Here is a 16,778-nt window from a genome sequence, read left to right as displayed (position 1 = left end):
CGGAACAGCTCGTTGGCGTAGTCCGCGATCGGCTGGCCACGACGCCGCCACGCGAGGCGCTCACCCGCCGACTCCACCCCTGCGCGGGCCTGAAACCGCTACGCCGGAAGGCGGCGGGTCGGCGAAGCCGTTGCACGGGGACGCGCAGCCTCGTGGCCGGGCCTCGTTGGTGTATGCGTTCACCGCGATCCCGATGCTCGCCCTCGTCCTGGCCGTTCCGATGGCCTGGGGATGGGGTCTCACTTGGCTCGACGTGGGGCTCGCGGCCGGCTTCTACCTACTGTCGTGTCTCGGGGTGACCGTCGGGTTCCACCGCTACTTCACGCATCGCGCGTTCAAGGCCAACCGCGGCTTGCGCAACGGCCTGGCGATCGCCGGCAGCATGGCGATGCAGGGCGACGTGATCACCTGGGTCGCCGACCACCGTCGTCACCACGCCTTCGCCGACAAGGAAGGCGATCCCCACTCTCCGTGGCTCCACGGCACCACTCCCGCCGGCCTGGCCAGAGGCTTCTTCCACGCCCACCTCGGCTGGCTGTTCGACCGCAACACCACCAACGCCGACCGGTTCGCCCCGGACCTGCTCGTCGACCGCGACCTCACCCGCATCAGCCGCCAGTTTCCGCTGTGGACCGCGGTCACGTTGCTCGCCCCCGCGCTGATCGGCGGCGTGGCCACCCTGTCGTGGTGGGGCGCGCTGACCGCGTTCTTCTGGGCCGGGCTGGTCCGCGTCGCGGTACTGCACCACGTCACATGGTCGATCAACTCGATCTGCCACATGATCGGGAACCGGCCCTGGGCCGCCCCGGTAAGGCGACGAACGTGTGGCCTCTGGCGATCCTGTCGATGGGCGAGTCCTGGCACAACCTGCACCACGCCGACCCGACCTGCGCCCGCCACGGCGTCGAACCCGGCCAGGTCGACATCTCCGCCCGCGTCATCTGGGTGTTCGAGAAGCTCGGCTGGGCCCACCACGTCCGCTGGCCCACCACCGCTCGCCTCGCCCGCCTCGCTGCGCGCGGTTGACCGCCCCCGGCCGACGGTCGGGCTCCGGAGGCACATAAGCCTTGTCGAGCGTTCTCCCACGCCCGAGGCACGTTCATGACGATGCTCGCGAACCTGGCTCTCCGCAGGTTGAACCCGCAGCCGATCAAGACACGACCGTCGCTGACCGCGCATCAGGAGCAACCGGCTCGGTCAGCGTGAGCCGGACGCGACAGGACCTGGTGGCGAAATGAGAAGGAGTCATACATGAGCAGGGGCTGTGGGGGCAGCCAGTGCCCTACTACTCGACCCGCATCCGTCGGGGCTCCCGAGCTTCTCGGTCGGAGGTCGCGGGTGCTGCCTACCCATCCCCCCTGGTGGCGGTCGTCGGCGTGGCCGCGGCGATGCGCTCTGGCGACGGGTGCGCTGACCACGCCTTGATGCACACCACCTCCGGTTCGCCGGATCCTCTCCTCATTCATGATCACAGGAAGCAGTCGATGACCGCCGAAGCCGCGGGTAGCCCCGCCCGAACCACCACCTTCCCGTTCGAACAGGTCGTGGTGATCTTCAATCCGCACAGCACGGGATCCGCACCCGAGCTCGCCGAACAGCTGCGGAACGATCTCGAACGACGACTGCCGCGGACACCGGTGCACCTGAGTCCCACCGAGCACGCCGGGCACGCTCGAGACCTGGCCGGGAACGCGGCCCCGACCCCGCGCACCCTGATCGTCTCGGTGAGCGGGGACGGCGGCTACAACGAGGTCGTCGACGGGGTCATGCAGGCCGGTGACACCGGCACGGTCTGCGCGGTCATGGCCGCAGGCAACGCCAACGACCATCGCCGGACCACCGGCGAGGAGCCTCTCGCCGACGCCATCGTCGCGGGCGAGGTCCGCCACCTCGACCTGCTGCGCCTCACCATCGGCCACGGGCCCGACGCCGTCGTCCGTTACGCGCATTCCTACATCGGGATGGGGCTGACCCCGATCGTCGCCGTCGACCTCGAGAAGGGCGGCAAGGGCTCGCTGCGGGAGATGGTGTCGGTGGTGCGAACATTCGCGCGGTTCCGCCCGTTCACCGTCACGCTGGAGGACGGGACGCGACGCGATTTCGACAGCCTGCTCTTCGCGAACATCGCGCAGATGGCCAAGTACGCGACACTGAGCGAGACCGACCAGCCTGACGACGGCCGGTTCGAGGTGATCGCCCTCCCCCACACCTCCAAGTGGAAGGTCCTCGGCGTCGCGATCAGAGCGGCGACCCGCGGCCTCGGCCCGCAACCCACAGCCACCCGCTACAGCTTCGTCACCCACAAGCCGACTCCCCTGCAGCTCGACGGAGAAGTCCTCCCCCTGCAGGCGAACACCCCGGTACACGTCGAGATCGCGCCGGGCGCCCTGGCGACGCTCGGCTGACATCGCAGCGCCAACCGAGCCCGCCACTCGACTCCACTCCACTTCTTGTAGGTGACCATGTCCGTATCGGCAGTCCCATCGTCCTCATGCCAGCCAGTCCTCGACCTGCTCGCCGACACCCCCGTCCTGCTCGTCGCAGGCGCCCGGGACACCGTCATCCCGGTCGCCCACACCGAAGCCGCCCACGAGCAGCTGCCCGGCAGCCGTCTCGAGATCTTCGACCGAGCCGGGCACTTCCCCCACTCCGAACAGCCCGATCGCTTTGCCGACGTTTTCACGGATTTCCTCGCCACCACCGTCCCACGGCGAGCCGACCGCACCGCGCTGCGCCGACAACTCCTCGCCTGGAGCAGGAACGGCTCCGGCAAGTGAAGGACGCTGCAGAAGCGAACGGGCAGGCATCGACGCCGGCACCCGGCTGGACGGCTGCACACAGGGTTCGTGCCGCCGCTCCCGTGAGGCGCTCCGGCAATGGTCGAGATCCCGACGACGTCCGTGTCCTCATACCCCGGATACTGCGCGTCAGCGGCGCGATCGGCTGGCGGTTGCTGGTGGTCGCGGCAGCCCTGTATGTCATCGGGCAGGTCGTGGCTTACCTGGCCGCGATCGTCGTGCCGGTCGCGATCGCGCTGCTCCTCGCCGCGCTCCTGTCCCCCGCCGTCCGCATGCTCCAGGCGCGACGCGTCCCCCGCGGAGTCGCCACCGCGCTGGTGGTGATCACCGGACTCGCCGCGCTCGGCGGGGTCCTGACCTTCGTCGTCATCACCTTCGTACGAGGCGTCCCCGCCCTCGGAGCCCAGCTCACCACGAGCGTCGACGCCGTTGTGAACTGGCTGACGAGCGGCCCGTTGAAGATCAGCCAGGCGCAGCTCGCCGGCGTCCAGCAGGAAGTACTCGACACGCTCAGCGCGAACCAGGCCTCCATCACCGCTGGCGCGCTGACCACCGCGGCCACCATCGGCGAGGTCCTCACCGAGATCCTGCTGGTGGTATTCACCCTCATCTTCTTCCTCCACGGCGGAGCAGGGATCTGGCAGTTCCTGCTCGGCGCCGTCCCCCAGGACGTCCGCACCCGGGTCGACGTCGCCGGGCGCCGCGGAGTGGCCGCCCTGGTCAGCTACGTCCGCGCCACCGCCGTCGTGGCCGTCGTCGACGCGATCGCGATCGGTATCGGGCTCGCCATCCTCGGTGTTCCCCTTGCCGTCCCGCTCGCCGCCCTTGTGTTCCTCGGCGCGTTCATCCCGATCATCGGGGCGGTCGTCGCGGGCGGTGTCGCGGTGCTCGTCGCGCTCGTCGCGCAGGGCCCGGTCTCGGCGCTGATCGTGCTCGCGATCATCATCGGGATCATGCAGCTGGAAAGCCATGTCCTGCAGCCCCTCCTACTCGGACGCGCCGTCAAGCTGCACCCGCTCGCCGTCATCCTCGCCATCGCCACCGGGCTGCTCGTCGGAGGCGTCGCCGGAGCGCTTCTCGCGGTCCCGCTGCTGGCCGTGCTCAACTCCGGCATCCGCTCCCTGCGCAGCGAGGCCGACGAGCACACCGACCCGCGCGACGTGCACACCAGCGAACCCGAACAGAGCGGACCCGACGAACCCGGACTCGACCGCCAACCCGAACTCGACCTGGACCCCGCGCAGGAGCCGGACCGGCACGGCTGAGGGCCGGGAGTCCGAACAGGCCGGGGTGCTGGCCCGCCGGCACGACGGCACCCCTGTGGCGAGTCGTCCCACGCTCGGTCGGTGTCGCGCAGCTCGTGACGGCCGTCCGTGTTCTCCGGCTCGGCGTCGGCAGCCCGGCGCCGACGACGAGCCCAGGCTCAACGCCCGCAGGGCGGTACCGACGCATACCGGTCAGCCCGATCGGCTGCTGTTCGAACGCCCGGACCAGCCCGGGGCGGTGAGCTCGGCCGTGCCCCGGGGACGCCGAGGCGGCCCGGCCGGAGCCCCCGGCTGCGGCCCTCAGTCGACCGGCCGCGATCGCTAGCCTGCTGTGCGCGGCGTTGGTTCGGCGGCTGCGCTGCAGTCGCCCAGCAGTTTCAAGCGGGGCGCCGGTATTGCCCATCGCGTGGCTGCCAGCCCGAGTTCAAGGACGCGAAGTACGTCGAGCAGTGCCCAGCACTGATCTTCAGGGGGCAGCCGGAGTCCAGGTAGAGCACCCAGTTGGGTCCGCAGGTGTCCAAACGTGCCACTGCGTCAACCATTGGCGTTTTGACGACATGGAGCGCCCGGCTCAATGTTCTGACGAGTTCCGCCGTCTGTCCGCACGAGCTTTCGGGCGCCACATGGGGACCTGATACTTGGACGTCGAGCTGCACTCGGGCCTCCTTCGTCAGAGTGCAGCGCCAGCTATCGCGGGGTTCAGGGCGGTTAGTCAGCACTGTGCGGGACACCCAGCGGAGAGGGCAAGGTGCCGTAGCACTATATGACTATGTCGCTACCCCTGAGGCGAGTGTTTCACTCGAACTGGAACAACACCTGGACAGCGCAATTTTCGCATTCCGCTGCGTTTTCCGTTACAGCGCGTCAGGGGATGCCTGCTCGGTAGGGCCATCAGGGTGTTGGCGCGACGGCGCAGCAGCTTTGGACCACTCCAGCCTCAGGCCGTTCGATTGCTGACTGTTCGACCCTGGCTGCGCCTCGGCGTCGGCCACCGCGGCACGGATCATTGCCAGAATCGCGTCCCGCATGGGAGGGGACAGCCGTTCCGTTCCGGCGGGCAGGAGTCGTGCGAACTCGCTGCCCTGGATGCGGGTGTCCAACCCGAGGCCTCCCGCCGCCGCAAGGACGACGGTCGTCACGTCGACCTCCAACACCTGCGCGATGACGACGAGCGATGCGGGATCCGGGAACTTCTTCTGCTGTAGCCCGGAGCCCAGCTGTTGCCATCGTCCGCGACTCAGTGCCCGGTCCGAGCGTCGCTCCAGATCGCTGTAGGACCATCCACGATCGTCCATGCGTGAGCGGATGAGTTGGTGAAGGGTCAGTGACGGTTCGCCGGTCGTGGTCGGGTCTGTCACCGATCAGCCTCGCTCGTCCTGTCGCGATAAGTGCCGGACACCCGCGCCGGCGTGCAGTGTCACACCCTGACGTGGGCGTTGTGGCCTTCGTGCGTCCTGCCGGGGCGCAACTGCGGCTTGCCATATCGTACCGCTGCACTTGACACGGGGTTCGACAACCGGGAGTCTGTGACATGTCAAGCCGCAGTTGACAGACGGACGACTGAACACACATAAGGCAGTGCCGGACGCTACAGGCCACAACGTCCTGTTACTGACCACCAAATAGCCTATCCGTACGCCTTGCTCGTCTGAACCTCTGCGCCGTCGAGCCGAACGAGGGCGACTCCGCTCGCTCGCACGTCACGTGCTCCCGCTCAGACCCCACCACCCGGACCTCGGGCGCCACACACACGCACCGCCACCGCTGGTTCAAGCGCGCCGCAGTCCGCTCCGGTCGTCCGACCATGCCCGTTGGCGTCGTCCTGAACCCACTCATTCATCGAAAGCGGCGCCACGCCTGGGTCGTCACCATCGCTCAGGCTAGGGGTAACCGGAAATGACTCGTTTCACCGTCACGCACGATTCGAAACGTCGGTGTGTCGGCGCCGCGCTCGCGGGCGCCGTCGCCTTGTTGTCGGCAACGCTCATGGTGGTGTTCGCGGGTACTGCGCAGGCGGCGACAACGAGGGTTCCGCTGGGCACGGCGGACAGCTTCGCTGTGCTGGCCGGCTCGGAGGTGACCAACACCGGGCCGTCGGATGTCACCGGTGATCTGGGGGTCCACCCGGGCACCGCGATCACCGGCTTCCCGCCGGGGACTGTCAACGGGACCCAGCACTCCGCCGATGCCGTCGCGGCCCAGGCCAAGTCCGATCTGGTCGCGGCGTACAACAACGCGGCCGGCCGGCCGGCGACCGAACTGGCCGCGGTAGAACTCGGCGGCAGGACCCTGACCGACGGGGTCTACCACAACGGCACTCTCGGCCTGACCGGAACACTCACCCTGGACGGCCAGGGCATCCCCGGCGCCGTATGGATCTTCCAGGCCGACTCGACGCTGATCACCGCCTCCAACAGCAGGGTTTCGCTGACCAACGGCGCCAACGCCTGCAACGTGTTCTGGCAGGTCGGCAGCTCCGCAACCCTGGGCACCGGCACCGACTTCGTCGGAACCGTCATGGCACTGGCCTCGATCACCGTGCAGACCGGTGCGTCGGTACAGGGGCGCGTGCTGGCCCGCAACGGCGCAGTCACCCTGGACAACAACGTCATCGGGTCAGCCGGCTGCCCGGGAGCTGGAACCCCGCCGACCACCACCACGACGCCGACCACGACGACGACCGAGCCGACCACGACGACCACCGAGCCGACCACCACGACCACCGAGCCGACCACCACGACCACCGAGCCGACCACCACGACCACCGAGCCCACCACCACGACCACCGAGCCCACCACGACGACCACGACGACCGAGCCGACCACCACGACGACCACGACCACCGAGCCGACCACAACGACGACCAAGCAGCCGCCGGTCACGACGACGGCGACCAGGCGGCCCGGTGGACCGGGTGGGCCAGGTGGACCGGGTGGACCGGGTGGACCGGGTGGACCGGGTGGACCGGGTGGACCGGGTGGACCGGGTGGACCGGGTGGACCGGGTAACGGGCACGGTCATGGCCACCCCGGTCACAGCACCACCACGACCACGACTGCAGCGCCCGCCCCTGGCGGCGCGGGCGGAGCCGGCGGGAACGGCGGCTCGGGTGGCACCGGTGGTTCGGCCAGCGGCGGCAAGGGTGGCTCAGCCAGCGGTGGTGACGGTGGCTCGAGCACCGGCGGGTCCGGTACGGGCTCCGGTAACGGCTCTGGCAATGGCACTGTGATCATCCCTCGCGGCCATCCCGAGACAGGAGCCGGCGGAGCGTCCGGCGACGGTGACCAGGCTGTTCCGGCAGCCGCGCAGTTCATCGCGGTTGGTGTCGCCTTGACCGGCGCTGTAGTGGCGGCCGGTGTAGCGGTCCGCCGACGACGGGTGGGCGACCTGGGCTCTCGTCCCGATGGTCGCGGCGAGACTGCATGAAGCAGATGACATCGCCTGTGCTGAGCCCGCGCGGGGGAGCAGGGAAGCGGGCGGGGCGATGGTGGATCGCGAGTGCTGTCCTGCTGCTCCTCGCGGGCGGGCTGTTCGTCACGGGCCTGCAGGACAGGACCGGGCTCCCCGTCCCGGTCGCGCCGACCGCGGAACCAGCGCCGGCCGGGGTCGGCGGCGCGCTACCGTCGCTGGGAGAGACCGGAGCCGATCCGGCCGCGGTGTTCCCCCTGGCTCAGCGCTCGGCCCCCGTCGAGCTTCGGATTCCGGCCATCGACGTCTCGGTGCCGGTGTCCGAGCTCGGGCTCAATCCGGACGAGACGGTCGAGGTGCCGACCGATTTCCAGAAGCCGGGGTGGTACCGGCTCGGGACGGCACCCGGTCAGCTCGGTTCGGCGGTGATCCTCGGCCACGTCGACTCCTTCCGGGGCCCCGCGGTGTTCTTCCGGCTGCGGACCCTGCAGGCCGGCGACGCGGTCGAGGTGACCCTGACCGACGGCGCCGTCGCTCGTTTCGCGGTCACCGAGGTGGCGACGTATCCGAAGGACCAGTTCCCGGCCGAGCAGGTCTACGGGGCACACGGCAACAGTGCGCTGGTCCTCGTCACCTGCGGAGGCGAGTTCGACCACGAGGCCCGGAGCTACCGCTCGAACGTCGTCGCCTACACCACGCTGGTCGGCACCGTCGCGCCACCTGCAGTTCAGAACTGAGCCCGTTCTCGGCACCACCGGAAGTCGACGAAGGGCCGTGCCTCATGTCCAGAACCACCGCCTCCCGTAAGGGTGACGCTCTACGGGTCTGCGTCGTGGTCGCTGTAGCGGTGCTCGCCGAACCGCTGTCGAGCGCCGACACGGCCGGCTCTCAGCACAGCAGCGCGGCGTTCCACCGTGTCGCCGACGTCGGCGAGCTCCACTCCGCCGCCCAGCAGGAGTCCGCCGCGCCGCCCTTCGCGCACCGCTCACAGAACATCCCGGATGTGATCCTGACCGCCTACCAGCGCGCCGAGGCTGTCCTCGCCGCGGCTGAGCCCGGATGCGCCGTCACGTGGTGGATGCTGGCCGCGATCGGGAAGATGGAGTCCGACCACGCGAACGGTGGGCTCGTCGACTCCGCTGGGACGACCCTGGAACCGATCCTCGGGCCGAGCCTGGACGGTTCACACGGCTGGGCGGCGATCCCCTCCAGCACGGCCGGCGCGGAATGGGAGCGGGCGCGAGGTCCGATGCAGTTTCTCCCGGCCACGTGGAGGGCCTACGGCCGCGGCGATCCGCACAACATCAACGACGCCGCCCTGGCCGCCGGCCGCTATCTCTGCGCGGGCGCAGGCACGCTGTCGGATCCGGCGCAGCTGGCTGCCGCACTTCACCGCTACAACCCCTCGTCGACCTATGTCGCGGCCGTGCTGGCGTGGGCCCGTGCCTACGCCGGCGGTGTGGTGCCTTCTCTCACCGGCCCCGATGCCACCGCTCTCGACCACATGAGCGCCGCCAGCGCTGCGGCCGCCACGGCAGCGGTCGACTTCGCCACCGCGCAGCTCGGGCTGCCCTATGTCTGGGGTGGGAACGGGCCGGGCCGCGGCGACTCCGGCTTCGACTGCTCGGGCCTGACACACGCGGCCTACGTCGCTGCCGGTGTCTTCACCCCACGGACCGCCCAGACCCAGTACGAGGCCGGGCCACGGCTGCCGGCCGGAACACCACTGCAGGCGGGCGACCTGGTCTTCTACGGAACGCCCGACCGGGTCCACCACGTGGGCCTCTACATCGGCGACGACGAGATGATCAACGCGCCGACTTTCGGTGAGCTGGTGAAGACCGCCCGCTACCGGTGGCCCGGTGACGACTACCTCGGCGCAACCCGTCCGTCCGGCCGGCCCGGCTTGCTGCCGTTCGTTCCCGAACCCGTACATCAACTGATCCGAGCCGTGTCACCCCGGGCCGTGCCGGCTCCGACCAGGACAGCACTTCCGGCGGCCATCGCCCGCCCGCCATCGCCTGCGGCGTCAACGACCTTGGCCACGCGCCCAGCAGAGCCCACGGCGACCACCTCGACGCCGGCGGCACCAGCACCGTCGGTGCCCCTCCCGACAACACCCCAACCGGCAACTCCGCAGCCGACGACCTCCCGGCCGACGGAGACGCCGCCGACCACTCAACCAGCGCCGACCTCTCCGCCGACCTCTCCGCCGACGACGACGCCGCGACCGCCAGCCCCGACGAGGACGCCGCCGGTACCGCTACCGATCCCAACCCCATCGCGTTCGAGCGTTGTGGCGCCGGCACCGTTAGCACCCGTCCCGGTGCTGGGACGTCCGGCATCTCCGGCCCGACCCGTACTTCTCCGCGATCCCCGGACCGGCCAGCTCGTTGCGCTCCTGCTCGGTTCGGACGGGCAGCATCTGTCATGAAGCCGGCTTCGGAGTCCCCGCAGACGACCGCCGGGACCGCACCAGTGGTCCGCCTCGACGCCGTGATGGAGGACGACCGCCTGATCGACGCGATGGCCGCGTCGGCGCCGCATGAGGATCCACTTGTCGATGACGGCGTCGGGGGCGGCCTGGTCCGGCTGCTCATCGAAGTGCGCAGGCAGAGGCACGCCGTGGCGGACGCAGATGCGACGCCACCGCGCCTACTGCGCCGCGATCAGGAGCGATGATTCAGTTCCGCAGTGAGGTTGATCGTTCACGGTCCGAGCACTTCTCGACGGCCCCGCGATAGGCAATTGGAACGAGATCCCTCTAAGGTTCGCTGGTGCGAGACCACCGGGACCCGCGGGCCGACCTTCGCGCATTGCTGGAAAAGGCGGAGGCCGCCTCGCCGGTTCAGGCGGTCGAGGTGGTCGCGGACGAGCTCGCGGCTGCGGTCGGGGCCCGGAAGGTCAGCTTCCTGATCGCCGACTTCACCGGGCACGCGGTGTTCCGTATGGGCAGAGCCGTCGTCGGCGCGACGACCACACGGTTCCCGGGCGCGGAACAGGTCCAGCTCCGCGGCACCGTCTACGAGCGGGTGCTGACGACCCAGCAGGTAGACGTGTGCTCGACGGATCAGGGGGCGCACCTGGTGGTACCCGTCACCGATCGTGGTGACGCCATCGGGTTGATCGAGCTAATCCTGCCCTACGCTCCCGATGAGCAGACCGTCTCGGACATCGCGGCGGCCGGTCATGCCCTGGCCTATATCGTGGTCGCGAACCGTCGTCACACAGACCTGTTCGAATGGGGTCAACGTTCCACGCCGTTCACCCTGGCCGCAGAAATCCAACGGCGACTGTTGCCTGCCGCATTCACCTGTGAGGCAGGACAGTTCACGGTTGCCGGCTGGCTGGAACCTGCCAGCTCCGTGGGTGGCGACACTTTCGACTACTCCCTCGACCAGCACTCGCTACAGGTCTCGATCACCGACGCCGCCGGTCACGACGTGCAGGCCGCGCTCCTGGCCACCCTGCTGGTCGGCAGCCTGCGCAACGAACGCCGGCGCGGCGTGGGTCTCGCCGAGCAGGTTCGAAACGCGAACGACGCGCTCGCCGCTCACTCCTCGCCGGGGCAGTTCGTCACCGGGCAAGTCATGTGTGTCGACCTGAGCACCGGTCGCACGACCATCGTCAATGCCGGTCATCCGTTTCCCTTGCGCCTGCGCGAGAACCAGGTCGACGAGATCGAACTCGACATCGACATCCCGTTCGGTCTCTATCCGGGCAGGTCGTTCCGGTTGCAGCGCTTCCTGCTCGAGCCCGGCGACCGGGTCGTGTTCGTCACCGACGGCATGTTGGAACGCAACGCGGCACATCTCGACGTCCCCGAGGCGCTCGCGCACAGTGGCAATCTGCATCCCCGCGAGGTCGTCCACACCCTCGGCCAGGCGGTGATGCGGGCGACGGGTGGGGACCTGCGCGATGACGCGACGGTCGTCTGTCTGGACTGGCACGGGGGACCACCCCGAGGCCGGGACAGCTTCCACGGTGCCAACATCGCCGAGGGCCGTACCCGTTGAACGGGGCAGGTCGGCTAGGGCGTGTCCTGTAAGTCCTGGCGGAGCCAGAGGATCGTCGCGGCGATGGTGATCTCGGCTCGGAAGTAGGCGGCCCGCTTGGCGTAGCGGGTGGCCAGGTCGCGGAACTGTTTGAGCCGGTTGAAGCAGCGTTCGACGACGTTGCGGCCGGCGTAGACGGCCGGGTCGAAGGCGGGTGGGCGCCCGCCGCGGGAGCCTTTGGCGTGGCGGCGGGCGATCTGGTCGTCGCGTTCGGGGCTGGTGAACCCGATCCCGCGCCGACGCATGGCCGCTCTCGTGGAGGGGTGGGAGTAGGCCTTGTCTGCCACGACCCGGTCCGGTCGCTTGCGCGGGCGGCCGGGTCCATCGCGACGGACCGAGATCTCATCGAGCAGCGGCAGCAGTTGCGGGTTGTCCCCGGCCTGGCCAGGGGTGAGTAGAACCGACATTGGCAGGCCGCGGCCGTCGACGGCAAGGTGAATCTTGCTGGTCAGCCCGCCGCGGGATCGGCCGAGGGCTTCGCCGTCGACGGCGAGGTCTTCGATCCAGGCGCTGGTGCAGCCCCCTTTTCCGGGCCCCGGCGGCATGCTGGTGGGCTCGGACGTGGGTGGAGTCGACGCTGATGGTCCACTCGACGGCACCGACGGAGTCGTCCTTGATCACGGCTTCGTCGAGGATCCGGTCCCAGGTTCCGTCCGCGGTCCAGCGCCGCAGGCGTTCATGGGCGGTCTTCCAGGGTCCGTAGCGCTCGGGAAGGTCCCTCCAGGGCGCACCGGTACGCAGCTTCCACAGGATCGCGTTGATCACCTGGCGGTGGTCGCGCCAGCGGCGGCCGTTCCCGGCCACCGCGGGCAGCAGCGGCTCAATCCGTGCCCACGCCCTGTCTGTCAGCTCGCCACGACCGACCACCCGGCCATGATCAATCAGACCAGCTCAGATCCCTTACAGGACACGCCCTAAATGGCCTCGGCCTTTGACGCGGGCCGACTACCCGGAGGCGAGCCAGGGTTGATCAGGACAGCCGGTGCAATGGCCATGAGGACGCCAGCCTCGCCGAATCGGCCCGGCCTACGGCTGTTCCGGTGGTGGCTCGCGCATCAGCGCCAGGTACTTGGCCATCGGGTCGAGGCCGACGGCCGCGCGGCGCTGATCGACGCTGTCGGGGTCGCGGAGGTTCTCGGCCGGTACTCGCCGGCTGATGCCGACTACGGGCGAGGCCAGGGTGACACGCCCGCCGCGCGCGGTGCATATGGGATCGGTACACGTGCCCGTCACCAGCATTCAGGGGTGCGGCCGGCGCCGGGGCGGTACCGGGCGACCGCGGCTGCGGGCGGCCGGTACCCGGCGTCCTATCGGCCTGCGCTCACTGCGGGGCGAGCCACATGTCGAAGGTGATCCCCCCGAGCTGGGCGTCCGGACCCGGGACCAGCGTTCGCTCGCTGAGCCGCGCCCCGGAGTAGCGGGCCTGTTCGTCGGCGACCACCTCGCGCGGGTCGCCCTTCGCCGCGAGGCCCTTGCGCACCAGCTCGTCGAGCCGGAACTGCTCCGGGCCACCGACCTCACGGATCCCGTTCAGCGGCTCTCCCACCGCGACGCGGCCGACCGCGGCGGCCACGTCGTCGGCCGCCATCGGCTGGATCAGAACCGGCGGGAGGTGGACCTTGCCATCGACCGTGCTGAGGTCCGCGATGGACTTGACGAACTCGAAGAACTGGGTGGCGTGCACGATCGAGTACGGGCGGCCCGACTCGCGGATCAGCTGCTCCTGGGCGATCTTCGCGCGGAAGTAGCCCGACTCCGACAGCCCGTCCGTCCCGACCACCGACAGCGCCACGTAGTGCCCGACCCCGGCCTTCGCGGAGTACCTGAGCAGGTTGGTGGTGGAGGTCCGGAAGAACTCCAGCACCGCGTCGTCGGCGAACGACGGGGAGTTCGCCACGTCCACCACGACCGCCGCGCCCTCGAGAGCTTCCGCGAGCCCCTCACCGGTCAGCGTGTTCACCCCGGTGTTCGGGGCAGCGGGCACCGCCTCGTGGCCGTGCTCGCCCAGTTTGGCCACCAGCTTCGACCCGATCAGCCCTGTCCCACCGATCACAACGACCTTCACGACGTATCCCTTCATCCGAACGGCCCGGGCATCCCCACCGCGTCGCGACCGACAGGTCGATCACCCGACCACGGTTTACCGACCGGTGCTTCGGCTCATCACCCGCGGCGGGTGAAGGGCCGCGCGGCCGCAACGGGTCGAATGCAGAACGCGGTCCTGCCGCCACGCTGTGGCGGGGCGGCGTCGGCGGCGAGGACAGGACGGCCCGCGGATCTGTGACGGCGGATCCGCAGGAAAGGCAGTGACAACCCCCATGTCACGGGGCGGGCGCCTGTCCTGTCCTTCTCACGACACACCGGCACCTCGCGAGGAGGACAGAGGGACACGACGTCGCTGGCCAACACGGCGCAAGACCCGTAGGGAACACGCGCGGTCCGCGGCCCACGGGAGGTCACTGCGGCGCGGGTGCGCGCGCATCTGGCCGGGTTCGTGGCGGGCCAGGTGGTGCGCTACGAGCTGCCCATCCTGGCAGCGCTGCACTTCGTCTGCCAGCAGGTGGTGGACGGCGGGATCACCGCCTCCCTCGCCCTGGACAGCCACGGCAAGACGCTCGCCTCGCGGCTGCCCGCCCTGCCGATCGCGCCCGTCGAGTCCCCGGCGCCCCTCACCGGCCCGGCTGGGTGAGCGGCCTGGCCAGCTCCGCCGCCGCCTCGGCCATCATCTCGGCGATGATGTCGGCGGCCGGCGCCACCGCGCGTACCGCGCCGACGCCCTGCCCGGCGGGGTAGGCCATCAGGTCCCAGTTGCCGGCGGTGTCGGGGGTGGGCGGCAGCGCGCAGTACGGCGGCATGCCGTAGGGCACGTTCGCGGAGTGCGGGAACAGCCGGGTGTGCCCGATCGGCGCCTCGGCGCCCTGCTCTGTTGGCGGCGCCGGCTGGCCCTGCGCGAAGGCCGTCGCCAGCAGCCGGTACGGCTGGTCGGGCCACTCCGGGCCGAACTTGGTGGTGCGCACCGTGGCGCCGGGGGAGGCGACCAGCCGGGCCTGGTACTCCCGGTGGGCGTAGGCCTCCTCGGCCGCCACCATCCGGGTGCCCACCCACACCCCGTCGGCGCCGGCCCGCAGCGCGGCCGCCACCGCGGCACCGTCGCTGATGCCGCCGGCGGCCAGCAGCAGCACGTCCCCCGCCCGGCGCCGGACCTGGTCGAGCAGCGCGAGCAGCGGGACCGTGCCCCGGGCGTGGCCACCCGCCTCACTGCCCTGCGCGACCAGCCCGTGTACCCCCAGCTGCAGCGCACCGACCGCCAGCTCCACCGAGGACACCTGCATCCACACCCGGGCGCCGGCCGCGACGAGCCGCCGCACCCACTCCGCGGACGGCAGGTCGTGGTGGAAGACCACCAACGGCACGCGCAGCCGCGCACAGGCCTCGATGTGCCCGTCGTGGCAGGCCGGGCCCAACCCGGTCTGCGCGTGGATCAGGTCCACCCCCCATGCGCCAGTGGTCACCGCGCGCAGCCGGCCCACCATCACCTCCAGGCTCTCCGGCGGATCCGGCGTGGCGCCCAGCATCCCCAGCCCGCCAGCCTCGGCCACCGCGGCCGCCAGCCGCTCGTAGGCAACGAACCCCATGCCCGCGCTGACGAACGGGTGGCGCAGCCCGTACTCGCGGGTCAGCTGGGTGGGGATGGATGCGTCACCGAACATGCTGGTTCCTGTCTGTCGGACCACCGAGCGGATCGCGTCGGGCGGTGCTACGGGTGGTTCTCGCGGTAGAACAGCTCGATCTGGATTTCGTCACGCCGGCGGAATGGTGGATGGCGTTGACGACGGCCGCCACCTGCTTGCGATAGCCCTCGACGACGCCGGCTCCGATGCCGCGCGACGCACCGGTGACGATCGCGACCTTCTGCGCGCTCGTGGTCATGGGAACTCCTTGTCGGTACACAGTGGACAGTGATGGACGGTCGTGTCGACCGGGGTCTGCCGGTGACGTCCGGTCAGCCCGTGGCCGGACGGCGCAGTGGCTCGGTCCCGACGAGGCGCGGCCGCTCCGGCAGCGGGCGAGGCCCGCCACGTTCCCAGCGGCCCGACCGGCGGATCTCGCTCGCGGTCATGCCGAACTCGGCCTTCAGGGCGCGGCTCAGGTGCCACCCCGAGCGCCCGCCCGACCGACTCGACCTTGAGCCCCGGATCGGGCAGGTGCGCCAGGCAGTGAGCGAGCACGCGGTCGGCGAGGTCGTCGCCTGCGCCCTGCGGGACGATGTCGACCAGCTCGGCGATGACCAGCGAGACGATCGCGTCCGCGAGGTACTCCTTGCTGCTGCTCGCGTCACCCGGGGTGCAGTCGTCGACCTTCGCGGCGAGGGCGTCGAGGAGCGTCCCGACGACGTCGCGGGGGCCGCGGTCCGTCCCGACCGCGATCGCGGTCCGCCCCGCGAGGGTGTTGGTGTGCGACCCGAGCGCCGCCAGCGGCACCGTGACGACGACGACCTCCCGGCCGAGCGCGAGCTCGCCACCCAGCTGGGCGTCAGCCGGGCATCGGTGAGCCAGGCGCTGGTCGCACTCGAGGTGCAGGGCGTCATCGACGTGCGGCACGGCGACGGCCGGTGATCCTCGACGTCCCGGCGGAGCGGCAGATCCTGGCCGCGCTGCGCGCTCGCCGCAACCGGCTGCGGGAGGTCATCGAGGCACGGGAGGCCCTCGAGGTGAAGCTCGCCGCGCTCGCCGCCCGGCGGTGCACGCTCGAGGATCTCGAGGCCATCGACGATGCCCTGGCGCTGATGGCCCGCGAGATCGCCCAGGGCGAGCGGGGGGTGGGGGAGACGAGCACTTCCACGCCGCTGTCACCGCGGCGGCGCACTCCGGGCTGCTCGCCGGCCTGATGACCGAGATCGCCGAGCTGATCCGGGAGAGCCGCATCGAGTCGCTGGCACAGCCCGGTCGGCCCGAGGAATCGCTGCTGGCGCACCGCAAGGTGGCCGACGCGATCCGGGCCGGCGATGCTGAAGCGGCGGCGACCGCGATGGCCGCAGTCTCCGACACCGCGCTGCTGCGCGAGGGCTGAACCAGCCGCTGCGCGGTCACGCGGGGGCCGCGGCGGCGCTCGCGGCGGGCGCTGGCCACTCCCCGCCCGGCGCTGCTAGGAGCTGTTTAAGAAGTCGGCGGGCGGCCGCGGTGGGCGTGTCGGTGCGCGGACATGGGTGAGGTCTCCGGTAGGTGATCAACGACCAAGAAGACCGCCCGCCC

At 70.5% G+C, this 16,778-nt stretch carries 17 protein-coding genes and 2 pseudogenes; 13 read left to right on the top strand and 6 right to left on the bottom strand.

Features of this window, described 5'->3' with window-relative positions:
* The first annotated feature begins 193 nt into the window (after window positions 1-193).
* The 4 genes and pseudogenes from WBK50_RS24890 (at window position 194) to WBK50_RS24875 (ending at window position 4,063) form a co-directional block, all read left to right on the top strand.
* Window positions 194-1,026: pseudogene (locus tag WBK50_RS24890) on the top strand (acyl-CoA desaturase).
* A gap of 458 nt (window positions 1,027-1,484) precedes the next feature.
* Window positions 1,485-2,405, top strand: coding sequence for a diacylglycerol/lipid kinase family protein (locus tag WBK50_RS24885; RefSeq protein WP_341337925.1), 921 nt, complete (start codon window positions 1,485-1,487; stop codon window positions 2,403-2,405).
* A gap of 57 nt (window positions 2,406-2,462) precedes the next feature.
* A complete protein-coding gene (locus WBK50_RS24880; protein ID WP_341337924.1) occupies window positions 2,463-2,777 on the top strand; it encodes an alpha/beta fold hydrolase in 315 nt (104 codons plus the stop codon).
* An 83-nt stretch (window positions 2,778-2,860) separates the two neighbouring features.
* Entirely contained in the window at window positions 2,861-4,063 is a 1,203-nt protein-coding gene (locus tag WBK50_RS24875; protein WP_341337923.1) for an AI-2E family transporter, read from the top strand.
* Between the two features lie 854 nt (window positions 4,064-4,917).
* Here WBK50_RS24875 and WBK50_RS24870 read toward each other — a convergent pair.
* Window positions 4,918-5,421 (bottom strand): hypothetical protein, encoded by a 504-nt coding sequence (locus WBK50_RS24870; RefSeq protein WP_341337922.1) that lies wholly within the window; start codon window positions 5,419-5,421, stop codon window positions 4,918-4,920.
* 538 nt (window positions 5,422-5,959) lie between these two features.
* Between WBK50_RS24870 and WBK50_RS35390 the strand changes: the two genes are divergently transcribed.
* From WBK50_RS35390 to WBK50_RS24845, 5 genes are all read left to right on the top strand, one after another.
* On the top strand, window positions 5,960-7,489 hold the full coding sequence (locus tag WBK50_RS35390; protein ID WP_445942301.1) for an ice-binding family protein: 1,530 nt from the start codon (window positions 5,960-5,962) through the stop codon (window positions 7,487-7,489).
* Window positions 7,486-8,208: a class F sortase gene (locus WBK50_RS24860; RefSeq protein ID WP_341337920.1), complete on the top strand. Its 723-nt coding sequence runs from the start codon at window positions 7,486-7,488 to the stop codon at window positions 8,206-8,208. Before WBK50_RS35390 ends, WBK50_RS24860 begins: the two co-directional genes overlap by 4 nt.
* A 44-nt stretch (window positions 8,209-8,252) precedes the next feature.
* Window positions 8,253-9,905 (top strand): C40 family peptidase, encoded by a 1,653-nt coding sequence (locus WBK50_RS24855; RefSeq protein WP_341337919.1) that lies wholly within the window; start codon window positions 8,253-8,255, stop codon window positions 9,903-9,905.
* 44 nt (window positions 9,906-9,949) lie between these two features.
* A complete protein-coding gene (locus WBK50_RS24850) occupies window positions 9,950-10,153 on the top strand; it encodes a hypothetical protein (protein WP_341337918.1) in 204 nt (67 codons plus the stop codon).
* A gap of 95 nt (window positions 10,154-10,248) precedes the next feature.
* Window positions 10,249-11,487 carry a PP2C family protein-serine/threonine phosphatase gene (locus WBK50_RS24845; protein ID WP_341337917.1) on the top strand — a complete coding sequence of 413 codons (1,239 nt, stop codon included), beginning with the start codon at window positions 10,249-10,251 and terminating at the stop codon, window positions 11,485-11,487.
* Between the two features lie 14 nt (window positions 11,488-11,501).
* Here WBK50_RS24845 and WBK50_RS24840 read toward each other — a convergent pair.
* The 3 genes and pseudogenes from WBK50_RS24840 to WBK50_RS24830 form a co-directional block, all read right to left on the bottom strand.
* Window positions 11,502-12,393 (bottom strand): annotated as a pseudogene (locus WBK50_RS24840) (IS5 family transposase).
* Between the two features lie 159 nt (window positions 12,394-12,552).
* Window positions 12,553-12,759 (bottom strand): hypothetical protein, encoded by a 207-nt coding sequence (locus WBK50_RS24835; protein ID WP_341337915.1) that lies wholly within the window; start codon window positions 12,757-12,759, stop codon window positions 12,553-12,555.
* Window positions 12,760-12,847: 88 nt separating this feature from the next.
* A complete protein-coding gene (locus WBK50_RS24830) occupies window positions 12,848-13,591 on the bottom strand; it encodes an SDR family oxidoreductase (protein ID WP_341337914.1) in 744 nt (247 codons plus the stop codon).
* Between the two features lie 405 nt (window positions 13,592-13,996).
* Here WBK50_RS24830 and WBK50_RS24825 point away from each other — a divergent pair, with 405 nt between their 5' ends.
* The gene (locus tag WBK50_RS24825; RefSeq protein WP_341337913.1) at window positions 13,997-14,215 is read left to right on the top strand and encodes an AtuA-related protein; all 219 of its coding nucleotides are present in this window, start codon (window positions 13,997-13,999) and stop codon (window positions 14,213-14,215) included.
* Here the strand turns inward: WBK50_RS24825 and WBK50_RS24820 are convergent.
* Complete coding sequence (locus WBK50_RS24820; RefSeq protein ID WP_341337912.1) at window positions 14,196-15,236, bottom strand: NAD(P)H-dependent flavin oxidoreductase; 1,041 nt, start codon at window positions 15,234-15,236, stop codon at window positions 14,196-14,198. The two genes, WBK50_RS24825 and WBK50_RS24820, sit on opposite strands and share 20 nt — an antisense overlap.
* Complete coding sequence (locus WBK50_RS24815) at window positions 15,226-15,456, bottom strand: hypothetical protein (RefSeq protein WP_341337911.1); 231 nt, start codon at window positions 15,454-15,456, stop codon at window positions 15,226-15,228. The genes WBK50_RS24820 and WBK50_RS24815 overlap by 11 nt, the downstream gene beginning before the upstream one ends.
* A 32-nt stretch (window positions 15,457-15,488) precedes the next feature.
* On the opposite strand from WBK50_RS24815, the gene WBK50_RS24810 reads away from it, so the two are divergent.
* The 3 genes from WBK50_RS24810 to WBK50_RS24800 are packed head-to-tail and all read left to right on the top strand — an operon-like array spanning window position 15,489 to window position 16,596.
* Window positions 15,489-16,142 (top strand): GntR family transcriptional regulator, encoded by a 654-nt coding sequence (locus tag WBK50_RS24810; RefSeq protein ID WP_341337910.1) that lies wholly within the window; start codon window positions 15,489-15,491, stop codon window positions 16,140-16,142.
* On the top strand, window positions 16,139-16,414 hold the full coding sequence (locus WBK50_RS24805; RefSeq protein WP_341337909.1) for an FCD domain-containing protein: 276 nt from the start codon (window positions 16,139-16,141) through the stop codon (window positions 16,412-16,414). Before WBK50_RS24810 ends, WBK50_RS24805 begins: the two co-directional genes overlap by 4 nt.
* Window positions 16,399-16,596, top strand: coding sequence for an FCD domain-containing protein (locus WBK50_RS24800; RefSeq protein WP_341339495.1), 198 nt, complete (start codon window positions 16,399-16,401; stop codon window positions 16,594-16,596). Before WBK50_RS24805 ends, WBK50_RS24800 begins: the two co-directional genes overlap by 16 nt.
* Window positions 16,597-16,778 lie beyond the last annotated feature (182 nt).

Origin of the sequence: Pseudonocardia sp. T1-2H (assembly GCF_038039215.1) — a bacterium.
Taxonomy (GTDB): Bacteria; Actinomycetota; Actinomycetes; order Mycobacteriales; family Pseudonocardiaceae; genus Pseudonocardia.
The sequence above is the reverse complement of the archived record's forward strand: the minus strand, read 5'-3'. Positions and strand labels throughout refer to the sequence as shown.